Genomic DNA, 21,295 nt, shown 5'->3' on the forward strand with positions numbered 1-21,295 from the left:
CACACAACGTTAAGCAATATCATAAGAATTGGCTCCATGGTAAAAACGATTTAAACATTTCGAGCACTTTCCCAATTTTACCATAAATAATTCAATAAACAACGGTTCTTTTGCAGAAGCTATATAACCAAGTCCATGTATACCTGGTAACATTAAGAGAATCACTCTTAAATCATTTGAATTAATGAAAATTAGCATGCAAATCAGGACGTTTAATATTGCAAACATATAACTCACACCAAAGAGCATTGCAGGTCTTGTAAGACCTTTAAATAATTGATCTGTTTGTATACTACCTGTGGACATATCTTTAACCTTCTAATAATAGCTCTAACACTAATACTATATCATTATATTAAAAATCCATTGAAACTAGTAGCACTTTAAGTTAAGATACATTATTTAATCCCGATAATGACAAATTGGCCATTTCAAGAAGCAGAAAAAATATTGCAAGAGTTTCCTAATAAAAAAGAAATAATATTTGAAACTGGTTATGGACCCTCTGGTTTACCCCACATAGGAACCTTTGGAGAGGTTTTCCGCACTACAGTTATTGTAAATGCATTAAAAAAAATAGCTCCTGGTATAAAAACCAAAATCATTGCAGTTTCAGATGATATGGATGGTTTGCGAAAAATACCAGATAATGTGCCAAATCAAGAGATGCTAAGAGAGCACTTAAATAAACCATTGACTATGATACCTGATCCATTTGGCACTCATCAGAGTTATGGTCATCATATGAATTCATTGTTGTGTAAATTTCTTGATATGTTTGAATTTGAATACGAGTTCAGGAGTGCAACAGAGTGTTATAAATCTGGCGTTTACGATGAAAAACTTTTACTCTTACTGAAAAATTATGATAAAGTGATGGACGTAATGCTTCCATCATTTCGGGAAGAAAGACAGCAGACTTATAGTCCATTCTTGCCAATATGCCCAAAAACTTCTCAAGTTTTACAAGTTCCAGTAATTGAAACAAATACAGAGAAAGGAACAATCACATATGAAGACCCAAACGGGGAAAAAATAGAAGTTCCAGTGACAAAAGGAAAATGTAAACTGCAATGGAAACCTGATTGGGGAATGAGGTGGGCCGCATTTGGAGTAAATTACGAAGCTCACGGAAAAGATTTAACTCCATCTGCTGTGCTTTCAAGTCAAATATGTGAAATACTTGGAGAAAAGCCACCACTTCTGTTTTGCTACGAGCTTTTTCTTGATAAAGAAGGAAAGAAAATATCAAAATCAAAAGGAAATGGCATTTCAATTGAAGAGTGGCTAACTTACGCACCAACAGAGAGCTTAGCATTGTACATTTTTCAGAGTCCTAAAAAAGCTAAACGTTTATATTTTGATGTGATACCAAAATCAACTGATGAATATTTAGAATTTGTAAAGCGTTATCATGAGAACAAAGAAAAGGATATAAATAATCCTGCTTGGCACATTCACCAGGGCAATGTTCCCAGTATAGAAACTTCAGGCATAAATTTCTCACTACTTTTAAACCTAGCAGCAGCTTGTAATGCTGAAAACAAAGAGATCCTATGGGGTTTTATATCCTCTTATGCACCAAACGTTACACCAGAAAATAATAAAATGCTTGATAGACTTTCAGACTTTGCAGTAAAGTATTATCACGATTTTATCAAGCCAACAAAATCATATAAAACTCCAAATGAAAAAGAAAAAGCAGCGTTACTAGATTTGAAGGACACTTTACATTCTCTATCTACAACTGCTACTGCTGAAGAAATTCAATCTCAGGTATTTTCTATTGGAAAAAAATATGATTACACCAACTTACGTGACTGGTTTCAGCTATTATATGAAACGTTACTTGGCCAAAAAACCGGTCCAAGAATGGGATCTTTCATAAAGCTTTACGGAATAGGTAATACGATTTCTCTCATAGAAAGCGCTACTAAATGTATACTTTAGAGTTTACCTCCTTTCATTTGAGCTCTTTAGTTTTAATAAGAATTCCTTGACAAACTCCGCTAGCCCCCTTATCATGAAACTGAAGCTATTGTATTTGCTTTCGCCAATCTGCAGATTAAAAGGTAAGGATTACTTAATGTATCGGCGTCTTATGTTCAATTTTTTGCAGTATATAGATACTGTATGTCTTTACAAAACTTCATCTACATCTAGATTTTTATCTAAATAAGCTGAACGCGCTTATAAAGCGTTACAAGACATCAAAAAATGCCAATACTCGACAGAGATAGTAAAAGACTAGCTAACTCGGGGATTCTTTGTCTTTTTTTCTGCTTAGTAAATTTCTTAAACGTTTGCAGCGTAAGTTAGCTGCAATTAAAAGCAGCTGAATTTCGCTTGTCAAGCGTTTAAAACATAAAAAACGCCAATATTTTAAAGCGGATAATAACCACGGGGCTTCTTTTGCCTTTTTTTTCATTTGGTAAATTTCTTAATGTTTGTGGCTGAACGACAACCGTCATCCCGCTACTTGTTAGCGGGATCTCTTGTTAGCGGCTGAGATACCGCGAATGAATCGCGGTATGACGGTTCGCGGCGGCATGACGATAAGGTTTATACCTTGTCATCCCAGTGCTTGACACTGGGATCCAGCTTTCTTTATAAATTCACCAAAAGTGCTTCATTCTATAACGCAAAACCCATACTCACCAAATCCAATGCATTACTTGCAATTAAGTTTCCTGGATCCCAGTGTCTGGGCACTGGGATGACACCATCATAAAGGAATCAGTGTCAGCTACTTTCATGACACCATTCTTTTTCCTGGATCCAAGTAGTCGAGCTACTTGGATGACAGCTAGCCTGACAACCGTCATCCCGCTACCTGTTAGCGGGATCTATGCTAAGAGATACCGCGAATGAATCGCGGTATGACGGTGTAGACGATGGTTAAGTATCCCGCTGCTTGTTAGCGCCGCGGCGGTATGACGGTTCGTGGTGGTATGACGTAGAGTGCTTAGAAGCTGTTATTTTGCTATAAATGGCTGTAATGGCATCATCTATTTTATTGCTATCACAGCCTGTTTGTGCAAGTTCAGCATTCCCACCACAGTTCTTTTTAACTGCTATGGATATTAGTTCTTTTGCGCTAATCTTATTGATTAAGTCTTTACTTACTTTAATAATCAAGACTGTTTTATCTTTTTCTGTTGCCGTAAAAGCTATTACCGTTTTTGGTTTTTGTTGCTGCAAAACAAACTCTCTTATTACATTTGCTGGAATATCAGTGAAAGTGTGGCTTATAAAATTTATTCCATTTATTTCGGTGCTTTTTATATTCTCTGCACTCACAAGCTTTTTATATAGGTTTTTTATTTTGGTTTCGGATTTTTTGTGTTCTTGACTTAAAATACTTAATCTGCTTGTTATTTCACTCACTGGCGCTTTTACGAATTCTGCAACTTTTTTTAAGTTAATTTCATTATCACGTACATAATTGATTGCTTCCTGACCAGTTAAAGCTTCAATTCTCCTCACTCCAAAAGCAACAGAACTCTCTGTTACTATCTTAAATAAACCGATTTCTCCAGTATGTTCAACGTGCGTGCCACCACACAGTTCCCTTGAATCTCCAATCTTCACTACTCTTACTTGATCGCTATATTTTTCGCCGAATAACGCCATAGCTCCTTCGTCTATTGCCTGATTCATGCTTTGAATTTTTGTAGATGCGGAAAGATTTTCTCTGATTAGAGAGTTTACCATATCCTCTACCCAAAACAACTGATCTTGAGTCATTTGAGTGTTATGGCTGAAGTCGAATCTCAGTCTATCTGGTGCAACTAGGGAACCTTTTTGAGTGACATGATCACCTAGAATTTTTCTGAGTGTAAAGTGCAGAAGATGTGTAGCTGAATGATTTCTTCTTAAGGTTTGCCTTCTTTCCTTGTCAATGCTTGCTGCAACTGTGTTACCTTTACAAATTGAACCGAACTTAACTATGCATCTGTGCAAATATAGGTCATTAACCTTATTGGTATTCTCGACTATAATAATACTTCTATCAGATTTGATCAGACTGCCAGTATCTCCCACTTGTCCACCTGACTCGCCATAAAAAGGTGTTTTATCAAGTATAATGGTTATCTTCTCTCCTTCCTTTGCAGAATCAATTATTTCATTTTTAGAGGAAACTATAGCTAGTATTTTCGCATCACTTACTTCATTGAACTCATAACCAACAAACTCTGTTTTGCCAAATTTATCGATCAAATCAAACCATACTTGCTCAACAGATTTTTCACCAGATCCAGCCCATTTAGCACGTGCTCTCTCTTTTTGTTCTCCCATTGCATCATCAAAACCCTTCTGGTCAAAATTTATTTTTTTCTCTTTTAAAATATCAAGTGTAATATCCAAAGGAAATCCGTAGGTGTCATATAGCTTAAACGCTGATTCTCCAGGCAAAGTATCGCCCGATTTTAAATCTGTAGTAAATTTCTCCAGGAGATTGATACCTTTCATCAAAGTGTCTTTAAAGTTTTCTTCCTCTGATTTTAACGTCGTTTCTATTAAGCTTTTAGCTCTGACTAATTCAGCTCCCATATAAGCCGAACTCGTGCTATCTATCAACACTGGAAAAATACGATGGAGTAGGGAATCATTATATCCAAGCAGATGGACATAACGCGCGGCTCTCCTAATTAATCTGCGTAATACGTAATTCCTGCCTTCATTTCCAGGGAGCACCCCCTCTGCAATTAGAAATGCGGCTGCACGAAGATGATCTGCAATGATCTTATGGGCTATTTTATTTTCCGTATTTCCACAGTACTCCTGTGATTTACTTATCAAAGCAGAAAATAGATCAATATCATAGTTATCATGGACATTTTGCATAACAGCAGCTATTCTCTCAAGGCCCATTCCGGTATCGATGCATTTTTTTGGCAATTTATGTAAATTACCTTCTTCATCTTTATTAAATTCCATGAATACCAGATTCCAGATTTCAACAATTCTATCGCCCTCTTGTAAATTAGGACTCCCATGGTCATAAAAAATTTCAGAACATGGACCGCACGGACCAGTGCTTCCCATACTCCAAAAGTTATCATCCGTTGTAATTCTTATGATTTTATCACTTGAAAAGCCACTTATCTTACGCCAAATCTCGTACGCCTCATCATCAGTATGGTAGACGGTTATGGATAGTCTGTTTTTATCAAGAGATAACTCCTTAGTGATAAATTCCCACGCAAATTCTATCGCAGTTTCCTTAAAGTAATCACCGAAGCTAAAATTTCCGAGCATTTCAAAAAATGTGTGATGCCGAGTTGTATAGCCAACATTTTCCAGATCATTGTGTTTACCGCCTGCTCTTAGGCACTTTTGACTTGAGACAGCACGTTTCATTTCAGTTTTTTGAGCACCAGTAAAAATATTTTTAAACTGCACCATACCAGCATTTGTGAACATGAGCGTTGGGTCATGTTCTGGAATCAAAGGAGAAGAAGAAACCTGCTCGTGGTCATTATTTACAAAAAATTTTATAAATCTTTCTCTGATTTCGTTTAGCTTCATCGTTTTTATTGAGGTTATCTATAAATAATAAGTTGTAATGGAAATAAAATCAATACCACTCTCTAGATCTCAGAACTTCTAGTGACATGCACCTTGTGGTAAGAAAAAATCAATATATTCACGATAAATTTACCTCATATCTGTGTTTTATATGTGGAAATTGGAATGGAAATTTATGTAGGCAAAGAAAAAAGAATAGCAAATGTGGTGACTCAACACTGGAATGACATAAAAGGATCAGACAGAGATTGGCCAGAAAGGCATGAAATAGACACTGCAGAAATAATGGAATCATGGCAGCATTGTTTTGTCATTGAAGTCAAGGATCAAGGTTATATTTGTGAAAATGCAGGAGAAAAGGCTGTTGAATTCTATGGTTTTGAGAAAAAGACGCGCATTGATAATAAGTATGCAATTGATGCACCATTTTTGCGACTATATAAAATAGATGCAGTTATTGATAAACTTGATACTGTAATAGAGAGTAAATGCCCGATCAATGAAGAGGAAGAAAGTGAAAGTGTTAAAATGAGGCAAGTATTGTTGCCACTTGGGAATAAAGAAGGTATAACACACATATTGGGCGTAATTACTTTTAAACTCCTTTAATATACAATTTTAATTTGATTCTTTAATAAAATTATTTATACTAATGCTTAATTACTATTAAAGAACTCAATAGTAGTGCTTGTAAATTTATTTGGAATATGAAGAAAATAAAATTAAAAACCAAATCTTCTGTGAAAAAGCGCTTTCACCTTACAGCTAAGGGTAAAGTTATTTCTACTCAGTCAGGCAAAAGGCATGGCATGGTAAAGAGAAGTAAATCTAATATTCGTAATCAGCGCGGTACAACGATTCTTGGTAAATCTGACTCGCGTATAGTTAAGCTTCATATGCCTTACGGTATTTAACAAAATGGAGGTAAAATAAAATGGCTCGGGTAAAACGTGGAGTCACTACTCACGCTCGTCATAAAAAAATATTGAAACTGGCAAAGGGTTATAGAGGACGTGCAAAAAGCTGTTATAGAATTGCATTACAAAGAGTTGAAAAAGCACTGCAATATGCTTACAGAGACAGAAGAACCCGTAAACGTGATTTCCGTAGCTTATGGATAATACGTATTAATGCAGCAGCAAGAGAGCATGGGCTTACTTATGGTAGGTTTATGCATGGTCTTGCACTTGCCGGCATTGATTTAAATAGAAAAATTCTTGCTGAGATGGCAGTTAATTATAAGGATGATTTTGCCAAATTAGTAGAAACTGTAAGTGGTAAATTAGCGGAGAATTCTTAAAGCAAAAACACTATGAGAATTATTTTCATGGGATCACCAGGATTTGCTGTTAATTCTCTGAGCTTGTTACTGAAATCAAAGAGCGAAGTGGTGGCAGTATACACCAAGGCTCCAAAACCTTCAGGGCGTGGACAGAAGCCAACGAAATCTCCAGTACATGGTATCGCTGAAGAAAGTAACATAGAGGTATGTACTCCTATCTCTCTAAAGTTCTCGGCAGAGCAGGAAAAATTTAGAAATTTCAAACCAGACGTTGCAGTTGTAGCTGCGTATGGATTGATACTTCCAAGAGAAATTTTGAATATTCCTAAATATGGTTGTATTAATATTCATCCTTCATTACTACCAAGGTGGCGTGGTGCAGCCCCGATACAGCACACAATTTTAGCAGGAGATCAAGAAACCGGGGTTAGCATTATGCAATTGGATGAAGGATTAGATTCCGGCCCTATTTTAAAACAGGAAAAATTTCTTATCGAAAAGAACGATAATTACAAGACATTGCATGATAAATTATCTAAGCTAGGCAGTGATTTACTGCTGAAAGTGCTAAACGAAATTGAAAAACAGCTTCCCTTAAAACAGAACGATAACGATGCATGTTACGCTGACAAAGTGGAAGACTATAAAATTTATGCAAGTGATGCTTGTGAAGTTGCTTATAGAAAAGTTAAAGCGTTTTACCCAAAAGCGTTTATCAAGATAGAGAATAAACGTATCAGGATACTTGATGCTGACTTTGAAGCTTTCGCTTCAGAACAAGGTGAGATTGTTAACGATAATATGCACATAAGTTTAAAAGGTGGCACTTTAATTCCTAAAGTTGTACAAATGGAAGGAAGAAATCCTTGCAGTATTGAAGATTTTATTCGTGGCTTGAAATCAAGCATGGTAAAAAAATTTATAGAATAGACTGCTTTAAATTAGTGTAGAAATGTAATAGCTAAATTTCCTTTTCTTAGATATAATCTTAGAGGTTGTCCGGAAACAAGTAAAAGGCTATAATATCTGAAATTTTAGTACGGGGTAAAGATGAGAAAAAAGTATCCAACAGATCTAAGCGAAAGGGAATGGGCAAGAATAGAAAAACACTTCAGAGTATCATACAAGAAAGGAGGAAGGCCGCCAAAGTATAGCAAAAGAGAAATATTAGAAGCAATTTTCTATGTATTGCGTACAGGGTGTCAATGGCGGTATTTACCAAATGATTTTCCGCTATGGAAGACTGTGTATGAGCAGTTCAGGCAATGGAAGAAGCAGGGAATTTTTGAGAAAATGAATTATGAAATTACAAAATATAGTAGAAGAAAAATAGGAAGGAATGAGCAGCCGAGTGCCTGTATAGTAGATAGTCAATCTGTAAAGACTACAGAAAAGGGGGGATCAAAGGCTATGATGGAAGTAAAAAAGTAAAGAGTAGAAAAAGGCATATAATTACAGACACTCAGGGTTTTATACTAGGTTGTTACGTAGGTGCTGCTAACGAAAATGATAGAGATGGTATTAAAATAGCATTAAACAATATGAGAACAAAATATACTAAAGTTAAAAAAATGTGGGCTGACATGGGATACCAAGGAAGAAATTTAAAGAATCACATAAAGGAAGAATATGACATAGATATTGAAATTGTTAAAAGGCCTCCATGTAGATTTTGGGTGCACAAAGATACGCCACCTGAGCTACTACCAACAAGAGAACAAGGGTTTAAAGTACAGCCAAGAAGATGGGTTGTAGAAAGGACTTTTGCTTGGGTTAATAGGAATAGAAGGCTATCGAAGGAGTATGATTTACTCACAACATCCACTGAGAATTTCATATACCTAGCTATGAGTAGGGTTATGTTAAAGAGGGAATATGCTTGAATTTACTAGTTTCCGGACAACCTCTTAAAAAACTTTCCATATAAAAATGAAAATAAAAAGAGCTTTAATATCAGTATACGATAAAACGAATATAATTGATCTTGCATCGTTTTTAACGCAGCAACAAATAGAAATTCTTTCAACGGGCAATACTTATAAAGTGCTATCTAGTGCAGGAATAAAAACACAAGAGGTCTCAGATTACACACAATTTCCAGAGATACTGGGTGGTAGAGTGAAAACTTTACACCCTAAAATTCATGGAGGAATACTTTATGATCGAGAAAAGCACAAAAAGGAAGTGCAAGATCTAGAAATTGAGCCAATAGACCTGCTTATAACTAACCTATACCCATTTTGGGAGACAGTAAGTAGCAGCTCAAATGAAGAGCAAATTATAGAACAAATTGATATCGGCGGGGTGGCGTTAATTAGAGCTGCAGCAAAAAACTTTCGTTTTACTTCAGTTATTTCTAGCATTCAAGACTATGAAGCACTGAAAGCTGAGATGATAGAAAATAACAATAAAACAACATTGGAATATAGAAAACACTTAGCAACCAAAGCATTTGCTCTCACTGCACACTACGATTCTAATATTCACAGTTGGTTTTTATCCCAGAGTAAAAATAATGAGTTGCCAGAGTTTTTCGCACTATATGGGCATAAAGTACAAGAACTCAGGTATGGTGAAAATCCCCATCAAAAAGCTGCATTTTATAGTAATCAATTTACAGAATATCCGTTGGAAAAACTACATGGAAAAGAGTTGAGTTATAATAATATAGTAGATATAGAGTCCGCACTTAACATAATTTCTGAGTTTAAAGAGCCTGCAGCAGTGATAATCAAGCACAATAACCCATGTGGCGCTGCTGTTAGTAATAATGCTTTGGAGGCATATGAAAAGGCTCTATCATGTGATGAAGTAAGCAGTTTTGGTGGCATAGTTGCCTTAAATCGGGAGATAGATTTAAAGCTAGCAGAAAAATTAAACGAGATATTTTTGGAAGTAGTGATAGCACCATCGGTAAACAATGAGGCACTAAAAATTTTACAAAGAAAGAAAAATTTAAGAGTGATTATTCATAAATCTTTCCAACAAAATGTGAAATACCAAATTAAAAATGTTGTTGGTGGGTTTTTGGTGCAAGAAAATAATGACCACACAATAAAAGCAGAACAAGTAACAAAGTGCACTACAACAGAAAAAGAAAAGGAAGATCTTATTTTTGCCTGGAAAATATGTAAACATGTGAAATCCAACGCAATAGTTATAGCAAAAGATGGTTGTGCTATTGGCATCGGCGCAGGGCAAACAAGCAGAATAGATAGTGTGAACATTGCAGTGAAAAAAGCAGGTGAAAAATGTAAAGGTGCAGTGCTTGCTTCAGATGCATTTTTTCCATTCCCAGATAGCATAGTAGAAAGTGCAAAACATGGAATTACAGCTATAATTCAGCCCGGCGGCTCGCTAAAAGATCAAGATGTGATAAAAGCTGCAAATGAAAATAAAATTGCTATGTTTTTCACTGGCGTTCGCAGTTTTTTCCATTAGGCTTTGTGTCTTATCGTCATACCGCCACAAACCGTCATACCGCGATTCATTCGCGGTATCTCAGCCGCTAACAAGAGATCCCGCTAACAAGCAGCGGGATGACGGCTGTCGCTTAGCCACAAACGTTAAAAAATTTACCAAATAAAAAAAAAGGCAAAGAAGCCCCGTGGTGCGAGTTTTGACCCTCTAATACTTTAAATTGGCGCTGTAATAATGTGCTAACGCTTAAAATAAGCGCGATTTGGCTGAATGTAGAAAAAATTAAAAAGACATGCAGCCGCTATAATTTTATGTAATCCGCCAATAGATACTCCAAGTTTTTTACTGAATTTTTGTTATTGAACCCGCGCGGATCAAAAACAAGTTTTGAGTCAGAAATACCCTTAATACTACAATAAGGGGGCTGGCGGAGTTTGTCAAGTAAGTTTTTTTGTTTCTATGGGTCAGTTGGACTTAAAGTCTACACAAAAAACGTTTACAACCAACGTTCAACATGGTAAATTAAAAACGGTTTATTCCTCGGTAGCTCAGTGGTAGAGCAGTTGGCTGTTAACCAATTGGTCGCTGGTTCGAATCCGGCCCGGGGAGCTTTTCTCTGTGAAATTCTAGTGTTGATTTTATATGAACATTAAATCAGTGGTTTTATGTATACTAGATGGCTGGGGAAATGGAGTAGAAAGCAGTAAATACAATGCTATTAGCAACGCAAATCCACCCTGTTGGCAATATATTAGCTCTAATTATCCAAAATGCAGTTTATCCGCCTGTGGAACTGATGTGGGGTTACCTGGTGGTCAAATAGGTAACTCAGAAGTTGGCCATATGAATATTGGCAGTGGTAGAGTGGTAATACAAAGCCTTCAGCGCATTAATCAAGAGATTGGAACAATAGAAAACAATGTAAATCTACAAAGTTTTATTAATGATCTAAAAAGTAAGAACGGAGTATGCCATATAATGGGATTGGTGTCCGATGGTGGTGTTCATTCGCATCAAAAGCATATTTCAACTTTAGCAAATAAAATATCACAGCATGGAATAAAAGTGGTGATACATGCATTTTTAGATGGCAGAGACACATTGCCAAATTCAGGAAAAAAATGCATTCAAGAATTTACAAAGAGTATAAAGGGAAATGACACAAGAATTGCTACTGTTTCTGGGCGTTACTATGCTATGGACCGTGACAACAGGTGGAAGAGAACAATCGAAGCTTATGAGGCTATCGCATTTGCAAAGGCACCTTGTCATGATAATGCAGTATCGTTGATTGAGAATAACTATCAAAATAACATAACTGATGAGTTTATCAGGCCCGCAGTAATAGGTGATTATCAAGGTATAAAACCAGAAGATGGAGTGCTGTTGGCTAACTTTCGTGCTGATCGAATGATACAATTAGCAAGTATTTTGCTTGGCAAAACAGATTACGCTAAGGTAGCAAAATTCTCTTCAATTTTAAGTATGATGAAGTATAAAGAAGATCTCAAAATTCCTTATATTTTTCCTCCTACTTCTTTCGCTGATACTCTAGGACAAACAATAGAAGACAATAAATTACGACAATTACGTATCGCCGAAACCGAGAAATACGCTCATGTGACTTTCTTTTTCAATTGTGGAAAAGAAGAACCTTTCTCTGGTGAAGAAAGAATACTCATTCCCTCACCAAAAGTTCAAACTTACGATTTGCAGCCCGAAATGTCAGCCTTCGAGCTCACAGAAAAGCTTGTAGAAAAAATTCACTCCCAAGAATTCGCACTGATAGTTGTAAATTACGCTAATCCTGATATGGTAGGGCATACAGGTAATATAAAAGCAGCCGAGAAAGCTGTGCTAGCTGTAGATGATTGTCTTGCGAAAGTGCTGAATGCTGTTAAAAAGTCAAGCAACACCGCATTAATTGTTACTGCAGACCATGGTAACGTGGAATGTATGTTCGATGAAGAAAATAATACACCTCATACAGCACACACTCTAAATAAAGTGCCATTTATTGTGTCTTGCGATAATCTAAAACTAAGAGACGGAAGGTTATCTGACATTGCCCCTACTATTTTACAGCTACTTGGAATTAAAAAACCAAACGAAATGACAGGCAGTTCGTTGATTTCTTGCATTACCCTCTGTCATTCCAGCTAGGCAGCGTTATGCACCGGAATGACATCAAATAGATGTGTTTTAACTTAATCCAACTTTTAAATTTTTCGCTGTTAGTACTAATGATTCATTAAAGAAGCTGTCAATATCACCAATACTATCTATATTTTTTGTACTGATAGATTGGTCAATTCTTTTGACCAAATTAGATAAAACTTTATTAGGGCCAATTTCAACAAATTTGTTAATGCCACGGCTTGACATATACAAAACCATTTCTCTCCATTTCACTCTGCTTACAACTTGCTTGGCGAGTAAAGTTTTTATAACTTTGGGATCACTCTCCTCTTTAGCTGTAACATTTGATATCAAAGGAACTATAGGACGGGTTATTTTAATACCCTTCAAAAACTCCAAAACTTTTTCATCAGCAGGTTTCATAAGAGATGAATGAAAAGGCCCACTAACCTGTAATTTAATTAGTTTCCTCACACTCGAGTTTTTGAATAAATCGGGTAACATTTCAAGAGCTTCTCTAGTGCCACTTATAACCACTTGTCCGCCACCGTTATCGTTTGCAATTTCACAAATTCCGTCAATTTGAACTGATTTCAATATATCTTCCACTTCATTTATCTCTGCTCCAAGCAACGCAACCATTCCGCCTTTACATTTCAGTGAAGCTTCATGCATTGCTTCGCTGCGAACTTTCAGCAGCTTGATTGCAGACTCAAGCGTTAACGCTCCTGCAGCACACAGCGCTGTATATTCGCCAACTGAATGCCCACAAACATATTTAACATTGTGATCAGTGAAAAGAGATTTGCCAAACACATGCTCCATAACACGTAGCATTGCAATTGATACTGCCATTATAGCTGGCTGAGCGTTTTCTGTAATGGTTAATTCTTCAATAGGACCGTTGAAGATTAAATGAGACAGCTTTCCATCCAATATGCTATCTACTTCATTAAATACTTGTCTTGCAACAGAAAACTCACTATATAAGCTCTTTCCCATTCCTACAAACTGAGAGCCCTGACCGGGGAAAGCAAAAATCATGATAGTTATTATTTATTCCTTATTAAATATACTACTTTATTTATTTTTTGTCAATATTTTAGAATAATGATTGACTTAGTGAATTAAGTTCACTAGAATATTAACTGACTAAAAGTTTATAAACAACAATGAATTATCATAAAATTATTATAGTTATGACAGACGGTCAAGAGTTTGAAACTCGTTCCACTTATGGAAAGGAGGGAGATAGGGTAAAACTTGATAGAGATCCTCTTACTCACCCTGCATGGACTGGAAGTTTGACAAGCGGGTTAGCAAGTAAAACTAGCAAATTAGCTAAGTTTAACGATAAATATGGAAGCATTTTCTAATTCTCCTCCTCTTTAAGTTTTAGAGAGTTTACTGAAGCATGCATAAATACAAAAATATAGGCTATGTTGCTTCTCCATCACCAAAATCGCAGGAAGTATCTAAACTATTAAAGAAACTTAATTTTATCAATATAACAGAAGAAAATAAGTCCGAAATCGATCTATTGATAGTTGTTGGCGGTGATGGCTTTATGCTACGCACTTTGCACAATTACGTCATAGAAAATAAAAACATGCATGTGTATGGGATAAACACTGGCAATGTTGGGTTTTTGATGAATAAATGCTTTAGCTGCAGTGAAGATTTAATTGATCATATAGAGCATGCAACTTCAACTCAGTTAACTTTGCTAAAAATGGAAGCAACAGACACAAGTGGCAAGAGATATCATTACATAGCAGTAAACGAAGTATACGTTTTTAGAAAAGCGAACCAAATAGTAGAGATGAATATTACTATTAATGATAAGCTAAAAGTAGAAAAATTTAGAGGGGACGGAGTAATATTATCTACCCCCACAGGCAGCACTGCATACAACTTCTCTGCCGGTGGCCCAATCTTGCCGCTAAATTCAAATTTACTTGCACTCACTTCTATCAATAGCTATTACCCAAGGCATTGGAATGGAGCGTTAATATCAAACGATACAATCGTACAAATTGACATTAACGACACAAAAAACCGTCCAGCACTTGTAGTATCAGATTACAAGGAGTTTCATAATATATCACAGATAAAAATACAAAAAGACCACGAAAACACAATAACTTTGCTTTTTGACAAAGATTACCCTCTGAATGAAAGAATCTTTGATAGACAATTTCTATACTAATAATTATCCGTAAATTGGTATTTACTATATCTTAATAACTATAGCGTAATCAATGCAGCATAGTAATTAATTTTGGAGTGAATATGCCTGGACCAGTAAATGAAGAACAAACAGTAACATTAATTTCTTCCACATCAATAAGTGAAGATGGCGAGATAACACCAGGAATTTTACCAATACCAGCACTTAGGACAAGTACTCCGAAAAAAAATGATGAAAATACAGCTTTAAAAGCTTTGTTAGAGGAAGAATTTAAAGAGAAAAAAAACAGCAATGCTAATTCAAGAGATCCGTTAACTCTTGAGACTCAAGTATCACCTCCTTCCCTAGAAGAAACAAAAGGTGAAGAAACTCATGTTGACGTGCCACAAAATTCAACTCTAAGCAGATCCCCTTCTCAAGAGACAGTATTTGATGATCCTGATGATCTTGATAAAACATTAACACGGTTAAGCAGAGAATCAAGTAACAAACTTAGCAATGTACCTTCAACTTCTCCACCATCATATAAGACAGATGACTCTGAAGAGTCTTTGTCACTAAATTCTGATGTAGGTGGCACAACAAATAAAAAAACAAACAGATTCTTGCCAAGAGCAAAGTATTCCATGCAGCAGAAGGGCTTTATAATTTTTACTGCAAGTGCTATTATACTCAGTATATCTGCAGCTTTATTATATTTACAAGATAAAGCAAAATTTATTGCATTTTTTACAAACAGCCCAAAATATATCACTATACCAGTTATCGCACTTGCTGCATTGCTTGCAATTGGTCCAATATTTTTTGCAACAAGGCAATTTATAGATACTGAAGAACATTCCATTCAAAAAAAAGATGCGGATAAAATTTTAGCTGAGGTGTTGGAGCACCAGCCAAAAGATAAAGCTATAAAATCTGTAAGACTGGAATATAGCAATGGCACTCATTCAAATTTTGTACTTAATGCTTGGGAAGCTAAACAAGGCTTCACTAACATTGACGAAAAAGTAATTACTAGAACTAATAAAATAAAATCAGTAATTAACGACAGACCAATATTTACTGCATTATTTACTGGTGTAGTTGCTGCAAATATAGCGTTTCCTCTAGGGCTACTTGCAACACATGGTGTTAATGGTGTACAAAAATTTTACCAAAACCCTTTGACTAATAACATAGGATTATCATTACTTATAGGTTCTGGTATACTTGCATTACTCATTGTGGGTTTTGGCATACATTATTATAGAAAAACAAATTGCACTAATCTTATATATTCGCAGGAAAAGATTGACCCTGAAAGCGTTAACAAGAAATTCATTGAAGAAATAAAACACGAAAGAACAAATGTTCTTGGGGAAAACCACGGTAAAGACGCTAAACGCAGCAGCTTAACGCTTGAGCAAGTTGTGGTTCAATCTCATAATTGTAAGGATGTTGTTTATAGTGTCGGTTAATAAAATGCATGATATAGCTAGTGCAGCCCTACGTCATACCGCCGCAGACCGTCATACCGCGATTCATTCGCGGTATCTCTAGATCCCGCTAACACGTAGCGGGATGACGATTGTCAGGGTAGCACCTCCCTCCCCTGTCATCCAAGTAGCTGACTGACCTTACCCAGAAAAAGTGGAGAGAAAGTTTGGAATGTTTTTCACAAAGAGAATGATGAATCAAAATGCTCAGGAATGCAATAGTTAATAGTGACGTTGTTTGTTATAAAAAATTTCTATGTATTCAAATATTGCAGTTCTAGTTTGTTGAGCAGAGTGTTGTGAAGTATCAATAAGTATTTCTCTTTTCAATGAGCTAAAGAAGCTTTCCACAACAGAATTGTCGTAACAACAACCTTTATGACTCATCTATGTTTTTTATGGATAAGAGATATTGATAACCTTGCGAAGTATATTGTGAACCTTGATCACTATGTAATAGTAGATTTTTGGCAGGTTTACGCTTGTTAACGGCCATTAATAAAGAGTCCATAACCAATTGTTTATTTATTGAACTGCTCATTAACTACCATGCGTGAATATAGATCGATTATTGTTGCCAAATATAGCCATCCTTCTTTGGTTTTTATATAAGTAATCCCATACTTTATTTGGTTGATCGACAATAAAGTTTTGGTCTAATATATTGGGAGCTACTGTCCGTTTGTTGTTTCTTAATTTTAAATTTTCTTCTCAATATAGCCTGAATACCATTTTTCTGCATAATACTTTGCACTGTTTTTAAGTTGCAACTTTTACCCAAAGCCTTTAATTCAGCATGAATTTTAGGAGCTCCATATCTACATTTAGAAGCTTGATATATTTTTTGAATATCTGCTAATAACTCTTTATTTGCTGATTCTCTACTGCTTATTTTCCTTGTAGTCCACTTATAGTAGCCACTAGCAGAAAACCCTACATAATTCCTGCACTTTATAGTGTTTACTATGCTCTTTTATGAAAAAATATTTTACTCTTTTTGACTGGCCAGGGCTTTTTTTAAAATGTCTCTTTCTCTTGTTACTTTTGCTAACTCTTTCTGTAAATCAAATCTCTCTTTGTCATAAGGTGCTACATCTGGAAATGCATTTGCCGCTGACTTTTTTCGTTATATTTCTTCATCCATTTTCCTAATACACTATCCCTTATTCCTAGATCTCTTGCTACTTTTGCAACTGGTTGACCTACCTTTCTTTGTTCATTTGTCAGCTTAACAGCTTCCAATTTGAATTCTGCCGTATATTCTCTTGCCATTTCTAATCCTCCAAAATTTTATTTTACCCGAAAAAACTCCTTTCTTTCTCTCCACTTTTTCTGGGTAAGGTCAGTCTGTCCAGGTTCCAAGATCGGTGTCAAAAATTGCTCAAACCATCCATTAAAAACATCCATATTACAGTGGCCTTCAAAGGTTAACGGAACAACTATCTTTCTTCCACTTAAGGCTGCAACCATACTGATTCGTTGAGTTTTCTTTCCAGATTTTAAGGCATAAAACCGCTGTCCTTTCTGGCAATATCCGTAGTTCGGTGTTATCAATGCCAGACTCATCTATATACACTAAGTTTTTAGGTTCTTTTGTCGCTATAATTTTCAAAAATTCAGCACGTTTTTCTTCGTTTCTTTCCTTGTATCCATATGTCTTTTTTTGCGCGTAAATCCAATTTTTTTAAGGGCTCGATAGATCGTTTGGATACTAACGTTGTTCCAAAGTTTAGCCATTTCCGATAGAGTCTTTCCTCCGTGTTCTCTGGCAAATTTGGCAAAGGTATCCCAGTCGGTAATTTTGTGATTGTAACCCCCATTTCCAAGTTTTTTTGATTGAAAGTCTCCTGTTTCTTTTCTTCTTTGCTGCCACTCCCATAAAGTAGTTCGTCCAATCTTAAATCTTGCTGCCACTGTTTCTCTGCTTTCTCCTTCGTCTAGCGCTTCCATTGCTTTTTTTCTTAAATCATAACTATATGCTGCTGGCATTCAACCTCCTTATCATCATCTACCCTTATCCTATCACATCCGGACTTTTATGGAAAGAGCTATATTTTTATCAATTCTGCAATCATTTATCTTAATATTAAGTTTCTTAAACCTTCTTGATGCTTGTGAATAGCTGATAACTGCCAAATCTCTTCCTATTTGTTGCAAATACCCTTTTATAAACCCGACTGTTTGTCTTAAACCAATTCTAAAGAAACTGACGATTATATGCACCAAAATCACAACTTTATCACTATAAATATAGTTGCCGCCCTGCATTTTTGGACAATTCTCGTACTAATTTTCTATGGCGTCATTGATATAACAAAAAATGCTTCCTCTTTCTTGGAGAAATTTGTTATATTCATGGCAGTTACTGACTCTCATTTTTTGTGGCATATTTTTTCTTCAACAGTTAAATGGCTATTTATAATGAATTTTGTCAGTAACTGCCAGTTCTTTTCACTTGAGCGATGCAACAAAGCCATCCCAGTGTCAAGCACTGGGATGACATCATCCTTTTTTTGGGATTCCAGCGTCACGCGCTGGAATGACACCTCTCTTGGGCTCTCTTAGCTATAAATATTAAGGAATTTACCAAACGAAAAAAAAGGCAAAAGAAGCCCCGTGGTTGGCTAATTACTTACATTATACTTTCAAGTATGGCGTTTTTTTATTCTAAACGCTTAATAACCGCGATTTAGTTGCTTTTAAGCCGCAACTAATCTAAATTATAAACATTAAGAAATTTACTAAACAGAAAAAAAGGCAAAAGAAACCCTAGGGTAGCTAGTTATTCACTATCCATTTTTTAAATCGGCGTTTTTTGATGTTTTAAATGCTTTATAAGCGCATTTCAGCTTATATTAGGTAAAAACCTAGAAATTTTATAAAGACATAAGGTGCACATAGTGCAAAAAATTAAACATGGGACGCCAGATACGTGAGTTTTTTTGTCATTTAATCTGTACAGAGAAGATAAATAAATAGCTTCACTTTCATGATAAGGGGGCTGGCGGAGTTTGTCAAGGGATTTTTGACGAAATGATTTTGAAAGCAAAGAGCGGGAGAAGGGGTTCGAACCCTCGACCTCAACCTTGGCAAGGTTGCGCTCTACCAACTGAGCTACTCCCGCAATTAAATTAACCTAAATTTACTTAATTATAGGCATATACAGCGATTTGTAAACCCCGTGTACACGAAAAATGTGAGAGCCCATAAATTTGCGTGGTTCCTTCTATGATCTTTTCGTATACTTAAGACTCATTTTTGATTATCATAGGTTTTCAATTGTGCCAAAAAATGTATTAATTTTATGGGAATATTTTTATATAAAGACGACTTGCCAGCTAGTTCAATACCAGATGATATAAGGTCTATAGCTGTTGATACCGAGGCAATGGGGCTACTTCATAGCAGAGATAGATTATGCCTTGTGCAGCTCTCTTTTTATGATGGCAACGCTCACTTAGTTCAACTCAAGAACGATTATACAGCGCCAAATTTAAGAAAAATATTAGAGGATAAAAATATAACTAAAATATTTCACTTCGCGCGATTTGATGTGAGCATAATACGTTATTACTTGGAAACTTGGGCACTTCCGTGCTATTGCACAAAGATAGCTTCACGTTTAGTTCGCACTTACACAGATAATCATAGCTTAAAAGAGTTGTGCTTAGAGCTGCTTGATACCAAACTAAATAAGCAGCAGCAATCTTCTGATTGGGGAAATGAAAATTTAACAGACAAACAAAAAAGTTATGCTGCATCTGATGTTTTGTATCTCCACAGGATAAAGGAAAAGCTAGACTTAATGCTGGAACGTGAAAATAGAAAAGAATTGGCCCAAAAGTGCTTTGAATTTCTTCCTACTCGTATTGAATTAGACTTAATGGGTTGGGAAAACGTGGATATCTTTAACCACCAGATGTAATAGAAGTTTTTTGTTTGTGCAAAACACTTTAGGGCAATTTTTCAAGCTCTGCGGTAAGAATTTAGTTGATTAACTGCTAATAGATACGCTATATTTTACAAGCAATCGTTTTAAGTTTAGGTATTTTATGAGTGATGATATTACACCGGTAAATGATCAAAATTTCAAATCTGAAGTCACTGACTATAAAGGGTTTGTTCTGGTAGATTTTTGGGCAGAATGGTGTGGGCCATGTAAAAGTCTAATGCCGCGTATTGAACAGTTGGCTAAAGACAGAAAAGGCAAGATTAAGATCTGCAAGTTCGACATAGATGAAGGGACTGAAGTGCCAAGTAAGTATGGAGTGCAATCTATACCCACTTTAATCATATTTCAAGATGGTAAGGAAATTGCACGCAAAATTGGTGCAACAAATGATTTGCCAAGTTGGGTTGATAGTGAAATAAGCTAATAGACAAATTTGCTTTTGTGTGTATTATAAATCTTGATAAAAGGGATTGTAGCTCAGTCGGTTAGAGCAGTTCGCTCATAACGAATTGGTCGTAGGTTCGAGTCCTACCAATCCCACCATTGTTAGCATGATCGTAACAATGAGAAAACTATAGTATATGAACTATATATTAATGTAATGGGGGAAATGATGGAATTTACTAAGTCTCTAAATAACAAGTTAGATGAATTGCACTTACTAAATCATCCATTTTACCAGTCATGGAATACAGGAAGCTTAAGCTTGCAAGCTTTACAAACCTATGCTAAAGAATATTATCACCACGTTGCTGCGTTTCCTCGTTACATCAGTGGTATACATTTTCTGTGCCCAGATCTAAAAATGCGACAGGTTTTACTTGGTAATTTAATAGAAGAGGAACAAGGTGATGAAAATCATCCAGAATTATGGCAACGTTTTGCTGAAGGGCTTGGCGTTGCGCGATCTGATCTTCGTGAAAGTGCACAGATTAAAGAGACACAGGAGTTAGTTGATGGTTACTTTGATATTGTAAGATCAGGTTTTGCGGCAGGTCTTGGAGCCTTGTACGCTTACGAACGTCAAACTCCAGAGGTTTCCAAGTCTAAAATTGAAGGTTTAAAAAAACACTATTCAATAAGTGATGAGCGTTCTCTTCAATTTTTTACGGTCCATATGCATGCTGATGAATGGCATTCTGAGGAATGTGCAAATCTTATTGAAGATCTAGATGAAAAAGAGCAAGATAAAGTTATGCAGGGTGCTCAAAAGGGAGCAAGGCTCTTGTGGGGTTTTCTTGATGGAATGATGAATGCTAGCGTGTGTTAGTAGTTGTAAGTAGCTTAAACTCAGTGATGTTGGA

At 35.9% G+C, this 21,295-nt stretch carries 26 protein-coding genes and 3 tRNA genes; 16 read left to right on the forward strand and 13 right to left on the reverse strand.

Annotated features, from left to right (window positions below):
• Positions 1 to 9: 9 nt before the first annotated feature.
• The gene (locus tag AAGD76_RS05350; protein ID WP_007548615.1) at positions 10 to 306 is read right to left on the reverse strand and encodes a type IV secretion system protein VirB3; all 297 of its coding nucleotides are present in this window, start codon (positions 304 to 306) and stop codon (positions 10 to 12) included.
• Positions 307 to 414: 108 nt separating this feature from the next.
• Between AAGD76_RS05350 and AAGD76_RS05355 the strand changes: the two genes are divergently transcribed.
• Positions 415 to 1,950, forward strand: a complete 1,536-nt coding sequence (locus AAGD76_RS05355) for a lysine--tRNA ligase (RefSeq protein WP_010082403.1) — start codon at positions 415 to 417, stop codon at positions 1,948 to 1,950.
• A gap of 731 nt (positions 1,951 to 2,681) precedes the next feature.
• Here AAGD76_RS05355 and AAGD76_RS05365 read toward each other — a convergent pair.
• Together AAGD76_RS05365 and alaS are read right to left on the reverse strand one after the other, a co-directional pair.
• On the reverse strand, positions 2,682 to 2,825 hold the full coding sequence (locus tag AAGD76_RS05365; protein WP_153801319.1) for a hypothetical protein: 144 nt from the start codon (positions 2,823 to 2,825) through the stop codon (positions 2,682 to 2,684).
• Between the two features lie 73 nt (positions 2,826 to 2,898).
• Positions 2,899 to 5,532, reverse strand: a complete 2,634-nt coding sequence (gene alaS / locus AAGD76_RS05370; RefSeq protein ID WP_341820498.1) for an alanine--tRNA ligase — start codon at positions 5,530 to 5,532, stop codon at positions 2,899 to 2,901.
• A 165-nt stretch (positions 5,533 to 5,697) separates the two neighbouring features.
• Between alaS and AAGD76_RS05375 the strand changes: the two genes are divergently transcribed.
• The 8 genes from AAGD76_RS05375 to gpmI all read left to right on the forward strand — a co-directional run bounded on the left by AAGD76_RS05375 (position 5,698) and on the right by gpmI (position 12,397).
• The gene (locus tag AAGD76_RS05375; RefSeq protein WP_010962890.1) at positions 5,698 to 6,141 is read left to right on the forward strand and encodes a PAS domain-containing protein; all 444 of its coding nucleotides are present in this window, start codon (positions 5,698 to 5,700) and stop codon (positions 6,139 to 6,141) included.
• Positions 6,142 to 6,239: 98 nt separating this feature from the next.
• On the forward strand, positions 6,240 to 6,446 hold the full coding sequence (rpmI, locus tag AAGD76_RS05380) for a 50S ribosomal protein L35 (protein WP_007548610.1): 207 nt from the start codon (positions 6,240 to 6,242) through the stop codon (positions 6,444 to 6,446).
• Positions 6,447 to 6,466: 20 nt separating this feature from the next.
• Positions 6,467 to 6,832: a 50S ribosomal protein L20 gene (gene rplT, locus AAGD76_RS05385; protein WP_341820499.1), complete on the forward strand. Its 366-nt coding sequence runs from the start codon at positions 6,467 to 6,469 to the stop codon at positions 6,830 to 6,832.
• Between the two features lie 12 nt (positions 6,833 to 6,844).
• Positions 6,845 to 7,744, forward strand: a complete 900-nt coding sequence (gene fmt, locus AAGD76_RS05390; protein ID WP_341820500.1) for a methionyl-tRNA formyltransferase — start codon at positions 6,845 to 6,847, stop codon at positions 7,742 to 7,744.
• A 120-nt stretch (positions 7,745 to 7,864) separates the two neighbouring features.
• Positions 7,865 to 8,697, forward strand: a protein-coding gene (locus AAGD76_RS05395; protein ID WP_341820157.1) for an IS5-like element ISWpi1 family transposase whose coding sequence is annotated in 2 segments (ribosomal slippage) — positions 7,865 to 8,234 and positions 8,234 to 8,697 — 834 coding nt in all. Because the reading frame shifts where the segments join, the coding sequence is not laid out codon by codon here.
• Positions 8,698 to 8,743: 46 nt separating this feature from the next.
• The gene (gene purH, locus AAGD76_RS05400; protein ID WP_341820501.1) at positions 8,744 to 10,255 is read left to right on the forward strand and encodes a bifunctional phosphoribosylaminoimidazolecarboxamide formyltransferase/IMP cyclohydrolase; all 1,512 of its coding nucleotides are present in this window, start codon (positions 8,744 to 8,746) and stop codon (positions 10,253 to 10,255) included.
• Between the two features lie 516 nt (positions 10,256 to 10,771).
• Positions 10,772 to 10,843: transfer RNA gene (locus AAGD76_RS05405), tRNA-Asn, on the forward strand.
• Between the two features lie 33 nt (positions 10,844 to 10,876).
• Positions 10,877 to 12,397 (forward strand): 2,3-bisphosphoglycerate-independent phosphoglycerate mutase, encoded by a 1,521-nt coding sequence (gene gpmI, locus AAGD76_RS05410; protein ID WP_341820502.1) that lies wholly within the window; start codon positions 10,877 to 10,879, stop codon positions 12,395 to 12,397.
• 39 nt (positions 12,398 to 12,436) lie between these two features.
• Here the strand turns inward: gpmI and fabD are convergent, their stop codons facing one another.
• A complete protein-coding gene (gene fabD / locus AAGD76_RS05415; protein ID WP_038199165.1) occupies positions 12,437 to 13,417 on the reverse strand; it encodes an ACP S-malonyltransferase in 981 nt (326 codons plus the stop codon).
• Positions 13,418 to 13,545: 128 nt separating this feature from the next.
• Here fabD and rpmE point away from each other — a divergent pair, with 128 nt between their 5' ends.
• The 3 genes from rpmE to AAGD76_RS05430 all read left to right on the forward strand — a co-directional run bounded on the left by rpmE (position 13,546) and on the right by AAGD76_RS05430 (position 16,021).
• Positions 13,546 to 13,749 (forward strand): 50S ribosomal protein L31, encoded by a 204-nt coding sequence (gene rpmE, locus AAGD76_RS05420; protein ID WP_007548602.1) that lies wholly within the window; start codon positions 13,546 to 13,548, stop codon positions 13,747 to 13,749.
• A 38-nt stretch (positions 13,750 to 13,787) separates the two neighbouring features.
• Entirely contained in the window at positions 13,788 to 14,582 is a 795-nt protein-coding gene (locus AAGD76_RS05425; RefSeq protein ID WP_070356930.1) for an NAD kinase, read from the forward strand.
• Between the two features lie 83 nt (positions 14,583 to 14,665).
• Positions 14,666 to 16,021 (forward strand): hypothetical protein, encoded by a 1,356-nt coding sequence (locus AAGD76_RS05430; RefSeq protein ID WP_341820503.1) that lies wholly within the window; start codon positions 14,666 to 14,668, stop codon positions 16,019 to 16,021.
• A 240-nt stretch (positions 16,022 to 16,261) separates the two neighbouring features.
• On the opposite strand, the gene AAGD76_RS05435 is transcribed toward AAGD76_RS05430, so the two are convergent.
• From AAGD76_RS05435 to AAGD76_RS05470, 9 genes are all read right to left on the reverse strand, one after another.
• Entirely contained in the window at positions 16,262 to 16,426 is a 165-nt protein-coding gene (locus AAGD76_RS05435; RefSeq protein ID WP_080717614.1) for an IS3 family transposase, read from the reverse strand.
• Complete coding sequence (locus AAGD76_RS05440) at positions 16,416 to 16,580, reverse strand: DDE-type integrase/transposase/recombinase (RefSeq protein ID WP_156768661.1); 165 nt, start codon at positions 16,578 to 16,580, stop codon at positions 16,416 to 16,418. Before AAGD76_RS05440 ends, AAGD76_RS05435 begins: the two co-directional genes overlap by 11 nt.
• An 84-nt stretch (positions 16,581 to 16,664) precedes the next feature.
• Positions 16,665 to 17,006: an IS3 family transposase gene (locus tag AAGD76_RS06455; RefSeq protein ID WP_095866567.1), complete on the reverse strand. Its 342-nt coding sequence runs from the start codon at positions 17,004 to 17,006 to the stop codon at positions 16,665 to 16,667.
• A 122-nt stretch (positions 17,007 to 17,128) separates the two neighbouring features.
• Positions 17,129 to 17,311 carry a transposase gene (locus AAGD76_RS05445; protein ID WP_265031869.1) on the reverse strand — a complete coding sequence of 61 codons (183 nt, stop codon included), beginning with the start codon at positions 17,309 to 17,311 and terminating at the stop codon, positions 17,129 to 17,131.
• A gap of 18 nt (positions 17,312 to 17,329) precedes the next feature.
• Positions 17,330 to 17,605, reverse strand: coding sequence for a transposase (locus tag AAGD76_RS05450; protein ID WP_010082387.1), 276 nt, complete (start codon positions 17,603 to 17,605; stop codon positions 17,330 to 17,332).
• A 42-nt stretch (positions 17,606 to 17,647) separates the two neighbouring features.
• Positions 17,648 to 18,028, reverse strand: a complete 381-nt coding sequence (locus AAGD76_RS05455) for a helix-turn-helix domain-containing protein (protein WP_007549224.1) — start codon at positions 18,026 to 18,028, stop codon at positions 17,648 to 17,650.
• Between the two features lie 33 nt (positions 18,029 to 18,061).
• Positions 18,062 to 18,307: a transposase gene (locus AAGD76_RS05460; protein WP_341820504.1), complete on the reverse strand. Its 246-nt coding sequence runs from the start codon at positions 18,305 to 18,307 to the stop codon at positions 18,062 to 18,064.
• A gap of 104 nt (positions 18,308 to 18,411) precedes the next feature.
• On the reverse strand, positions 18,412 to 18,570 hold the full coding sequence (locus tag AAGD76_RS05465) for a hypothetical protein (RefSeq protein ID WP_265017762.1): 159 nt from the start codon (positions 18,568 to 18,570) through the stop codon (positions 18,412 to 18,414).
• A 520-nt stretch (positions 18,571 to 19,090) separates the two neighbouring features.
• Positions 19,091 to 19,163: transfer RNA gene (locus tag AAGD76_RS05470), tRNA-Gly, on the reverse strand.
• Positions 19,164 to 19,343: 180 nt separating this feature from the next.
• Here AAGD76_RS05470 and AAGD76_RS05475 point away from each other — a divergent pair.
• From AAGD76_RS05475 to AAGD76_RS05490, 4 genes are all read left to right on the forward strand, one after another.
• Positions 19,344 to 19,964, forward strand: coding sequence for a ribonuclease H-like domain-containing protein (locus AAGD76_RS05475; protein ID WP_341820505.1), 621 nt, complete (start codon positions 19,344 to 19,346; stop codon positions 19,962 to 19,964).
• 127 nt (positions 19,965 to 20,091) lie between these two features.
• The gene (gene trxA, locus AAGD76_RS05480; RefSeq protein ID WP_213862767.1) at positions 20,092 to 20,415 is read left to right on the forward strand and encodes a thioredoxin; all 324 of its coding nucleotides are present in this window, start codon (positions 20,092 to 20,094) and stop codon (positions 20,413 to 20,415) included.
• Positions 20,416 to 20,457: 42 nt separating this feature from the next.
• Positions 20,458 to 20,534, forward strand: a tRNA-Ile gene (locus AAGD76_RS05485).
• A 70-nt stretch (positions 20,535 to 20,604) separates the two neighbouring features.
• A complete protein-coding gene (locus AAGD76_RS05490) occupies positions 20,605 to 21,261 on the forward strand; it encodes a CADD family putative folate metabolism protein (protein ID WP_155969607.1) in 657 nt (218 codons plus the stop codon).
• Positions 21,262 to 21,295: the final 34 nt, after the last annotated feature.

Source organism: Wolbachia endosymbiont (group A) of Cydia strobilella, from assembly GCF_964026745.1.
In the GTDB taxonomy this organism is placed as follows: domain Bacteria; phylum Pseudomonadota; class Alphaproteobacteria; order Rickettsiales; family Anaplasmataceae; genus Wolbachia; species Wolbachia pipientis.

Excerpts from the sequence above, each read along its gene's own strand:
- AAGD76_RS05350 (WP_007548615.1), bottom strand. The coding sequence starts at position 306 with ATGTCCACAGGTAGTATACAAACAGATCAATTATTTAAAGGTCTTACA.
- AAGD76_RS05355 (WP_010082403.1), top strand. The coding sequence starts at position 415 with ATGACAAATTGGCCATTTCAAGAAGCAGAAAAAATATTGCAAGAGTTT.
- AAGD76_RS05365 (WP_153801319.1), bottom strand. The coding sequence starts at position 2,825 with ATGACGGTTGTCAGGCTAGCTGTCATCCAAGTAGCTCGACTACTTGGA.
- alaS (WP_341820498.1), bottom strand. The coding sequence starts at position 5,532 with ATGAAGCTAAACGAAATCAGAGAAAGATTTATAAAATTTTTTGTAAAT.
- AAGD76_RS05375 (WP_010962890.1), top strand. The coding sequence starts at position 5,698 with ATGGAAATTTATGTAGGCAAAGAAAAAAGAATAGCAAATGTGGTGACT.
- rpmI (WP_007548610.1), top strand. The coding sequence starts at position 6,240 with ATGAAGAAAATAAAATTAAAAACCAAATCTTCTGTGAAAAAGCGCTTT.
- rplT (WP_341820499.1), top strand. The coding sequence starts at position 6,467 with ATGGCTCGGGTAAAACGTGGAGTCACTACTCACGCTCGTCATAAAAAA.
- fmt (WP_341820500.1), top strand. The coding sequence starts at position 6,845 with ATGAGAATTATTTTCATGGGATCACCAGGATTTGCTGTTAATTCTCTG.
- purH (WP_341820501.1), top strand. The coding sequence starts at position 8,744 with ATGAAAATAAAAAGAGCTTTAATATCAGTATACGATAAAACGAATATA.
- gpmI (WP_341820502.1), top strand. The coding sequence starts at position 10,877 with ATGAACATTAAATCAGTGGTTTTATGTATACTAGATGGCTGGGGAAAT.
- fabD (WP_038199165.1), bottom strand. The coding sequence starts at position 13,417 with ATGATTTTTGCTTTCCCCGGTCAGGGCTCTCAGTTTGTAGGAATGGGA.
- rpmE (WP_007548602.1), top strand. The coding sequence starts at position 13,546 with ATGAATTATCATAAAATTATTATAGTTATGACAGACGGTCAAGAGTTT.
- AAGD76_RS05425 (WP_070356930.1), top strand. The coding sequence starts at position 13,788 with ATGCATAAATACAAAAATATAGGCTATGTTGCTTCTCCATCACCAAAA.
- AAGD76_RS05430 (WP_341820503.1), top strand. The coding sequence starts at position 14,666 with ATGCCTGGACCAGTAAATGAAGAACAAACAGTAACATTAATTTCTTCC.
- AAGD76_RS05435 (WP_080717614.1), bottom strand. The coding sequence starts at position 16,426 with ATGAGTCATAAAGGTTGTTGTTACGACAATTCTGTTGTGGAAAGCTTC.
- AAGD76_RS05440 (WP_156768661.1), bottom strand. The coding sequence starts at position 16,580 with ATGAGCAGTTCAATAAATAAACAATTGGTTATGGACTCTTTATTAATG.
- AAGD76_RS05445 (WP_265031869.1), bottom strand. The coding sequence starts at position 17,311 with ATGGCAAGAGAATATACGGCAGAATTCAAATTGGAAGCTGTTAAGCTG.
- AAGD76_RS05450 (WP_010082387.1), bottom strand. The coding sequence starts at position 17,605 with ATGAGTCTGGCATTGATAACACCGAACTACGGATATTGCCAGAAAGGA.
- AAGD76_RS05455 (WP_007549224.1), bottom strand. The coding sequence starts at position 18,028 with ATGCCAGCAGCATATAGTTATGATTTAAGAAAAAAAGCAATGGAAGCG.
- AAGD76_RS05460 (WP_341820504.1), bottom strand. The coding sequence starts at position 18,307 with ATGCAGGGCGGCAACTATATTTATAGTGATAAAGTTGTGATTTTGGTG.
- AAGD76_RS05475 (WP_341820505.1), top strand. The coding sequence starts at position 19,344 with ATGGGAATATTTTTATATAAAGACGACTTGCCAGCTAGTTCAATACCA.
- trxA (WP_213862767.1), top strand. The coding sequence starts at position 20,092 with ATGAGTGATGATATTACACCGGTAAATGATCAAAATTTCAAATCTGAA.
- AAGD76_RS05490 (WP_155969607.1), top strand. The coding sequence starts at position 20,605 with ATGGAATTTACTAAGTCTCTAAATAACAAGTTAGATGAATTGCACTTA.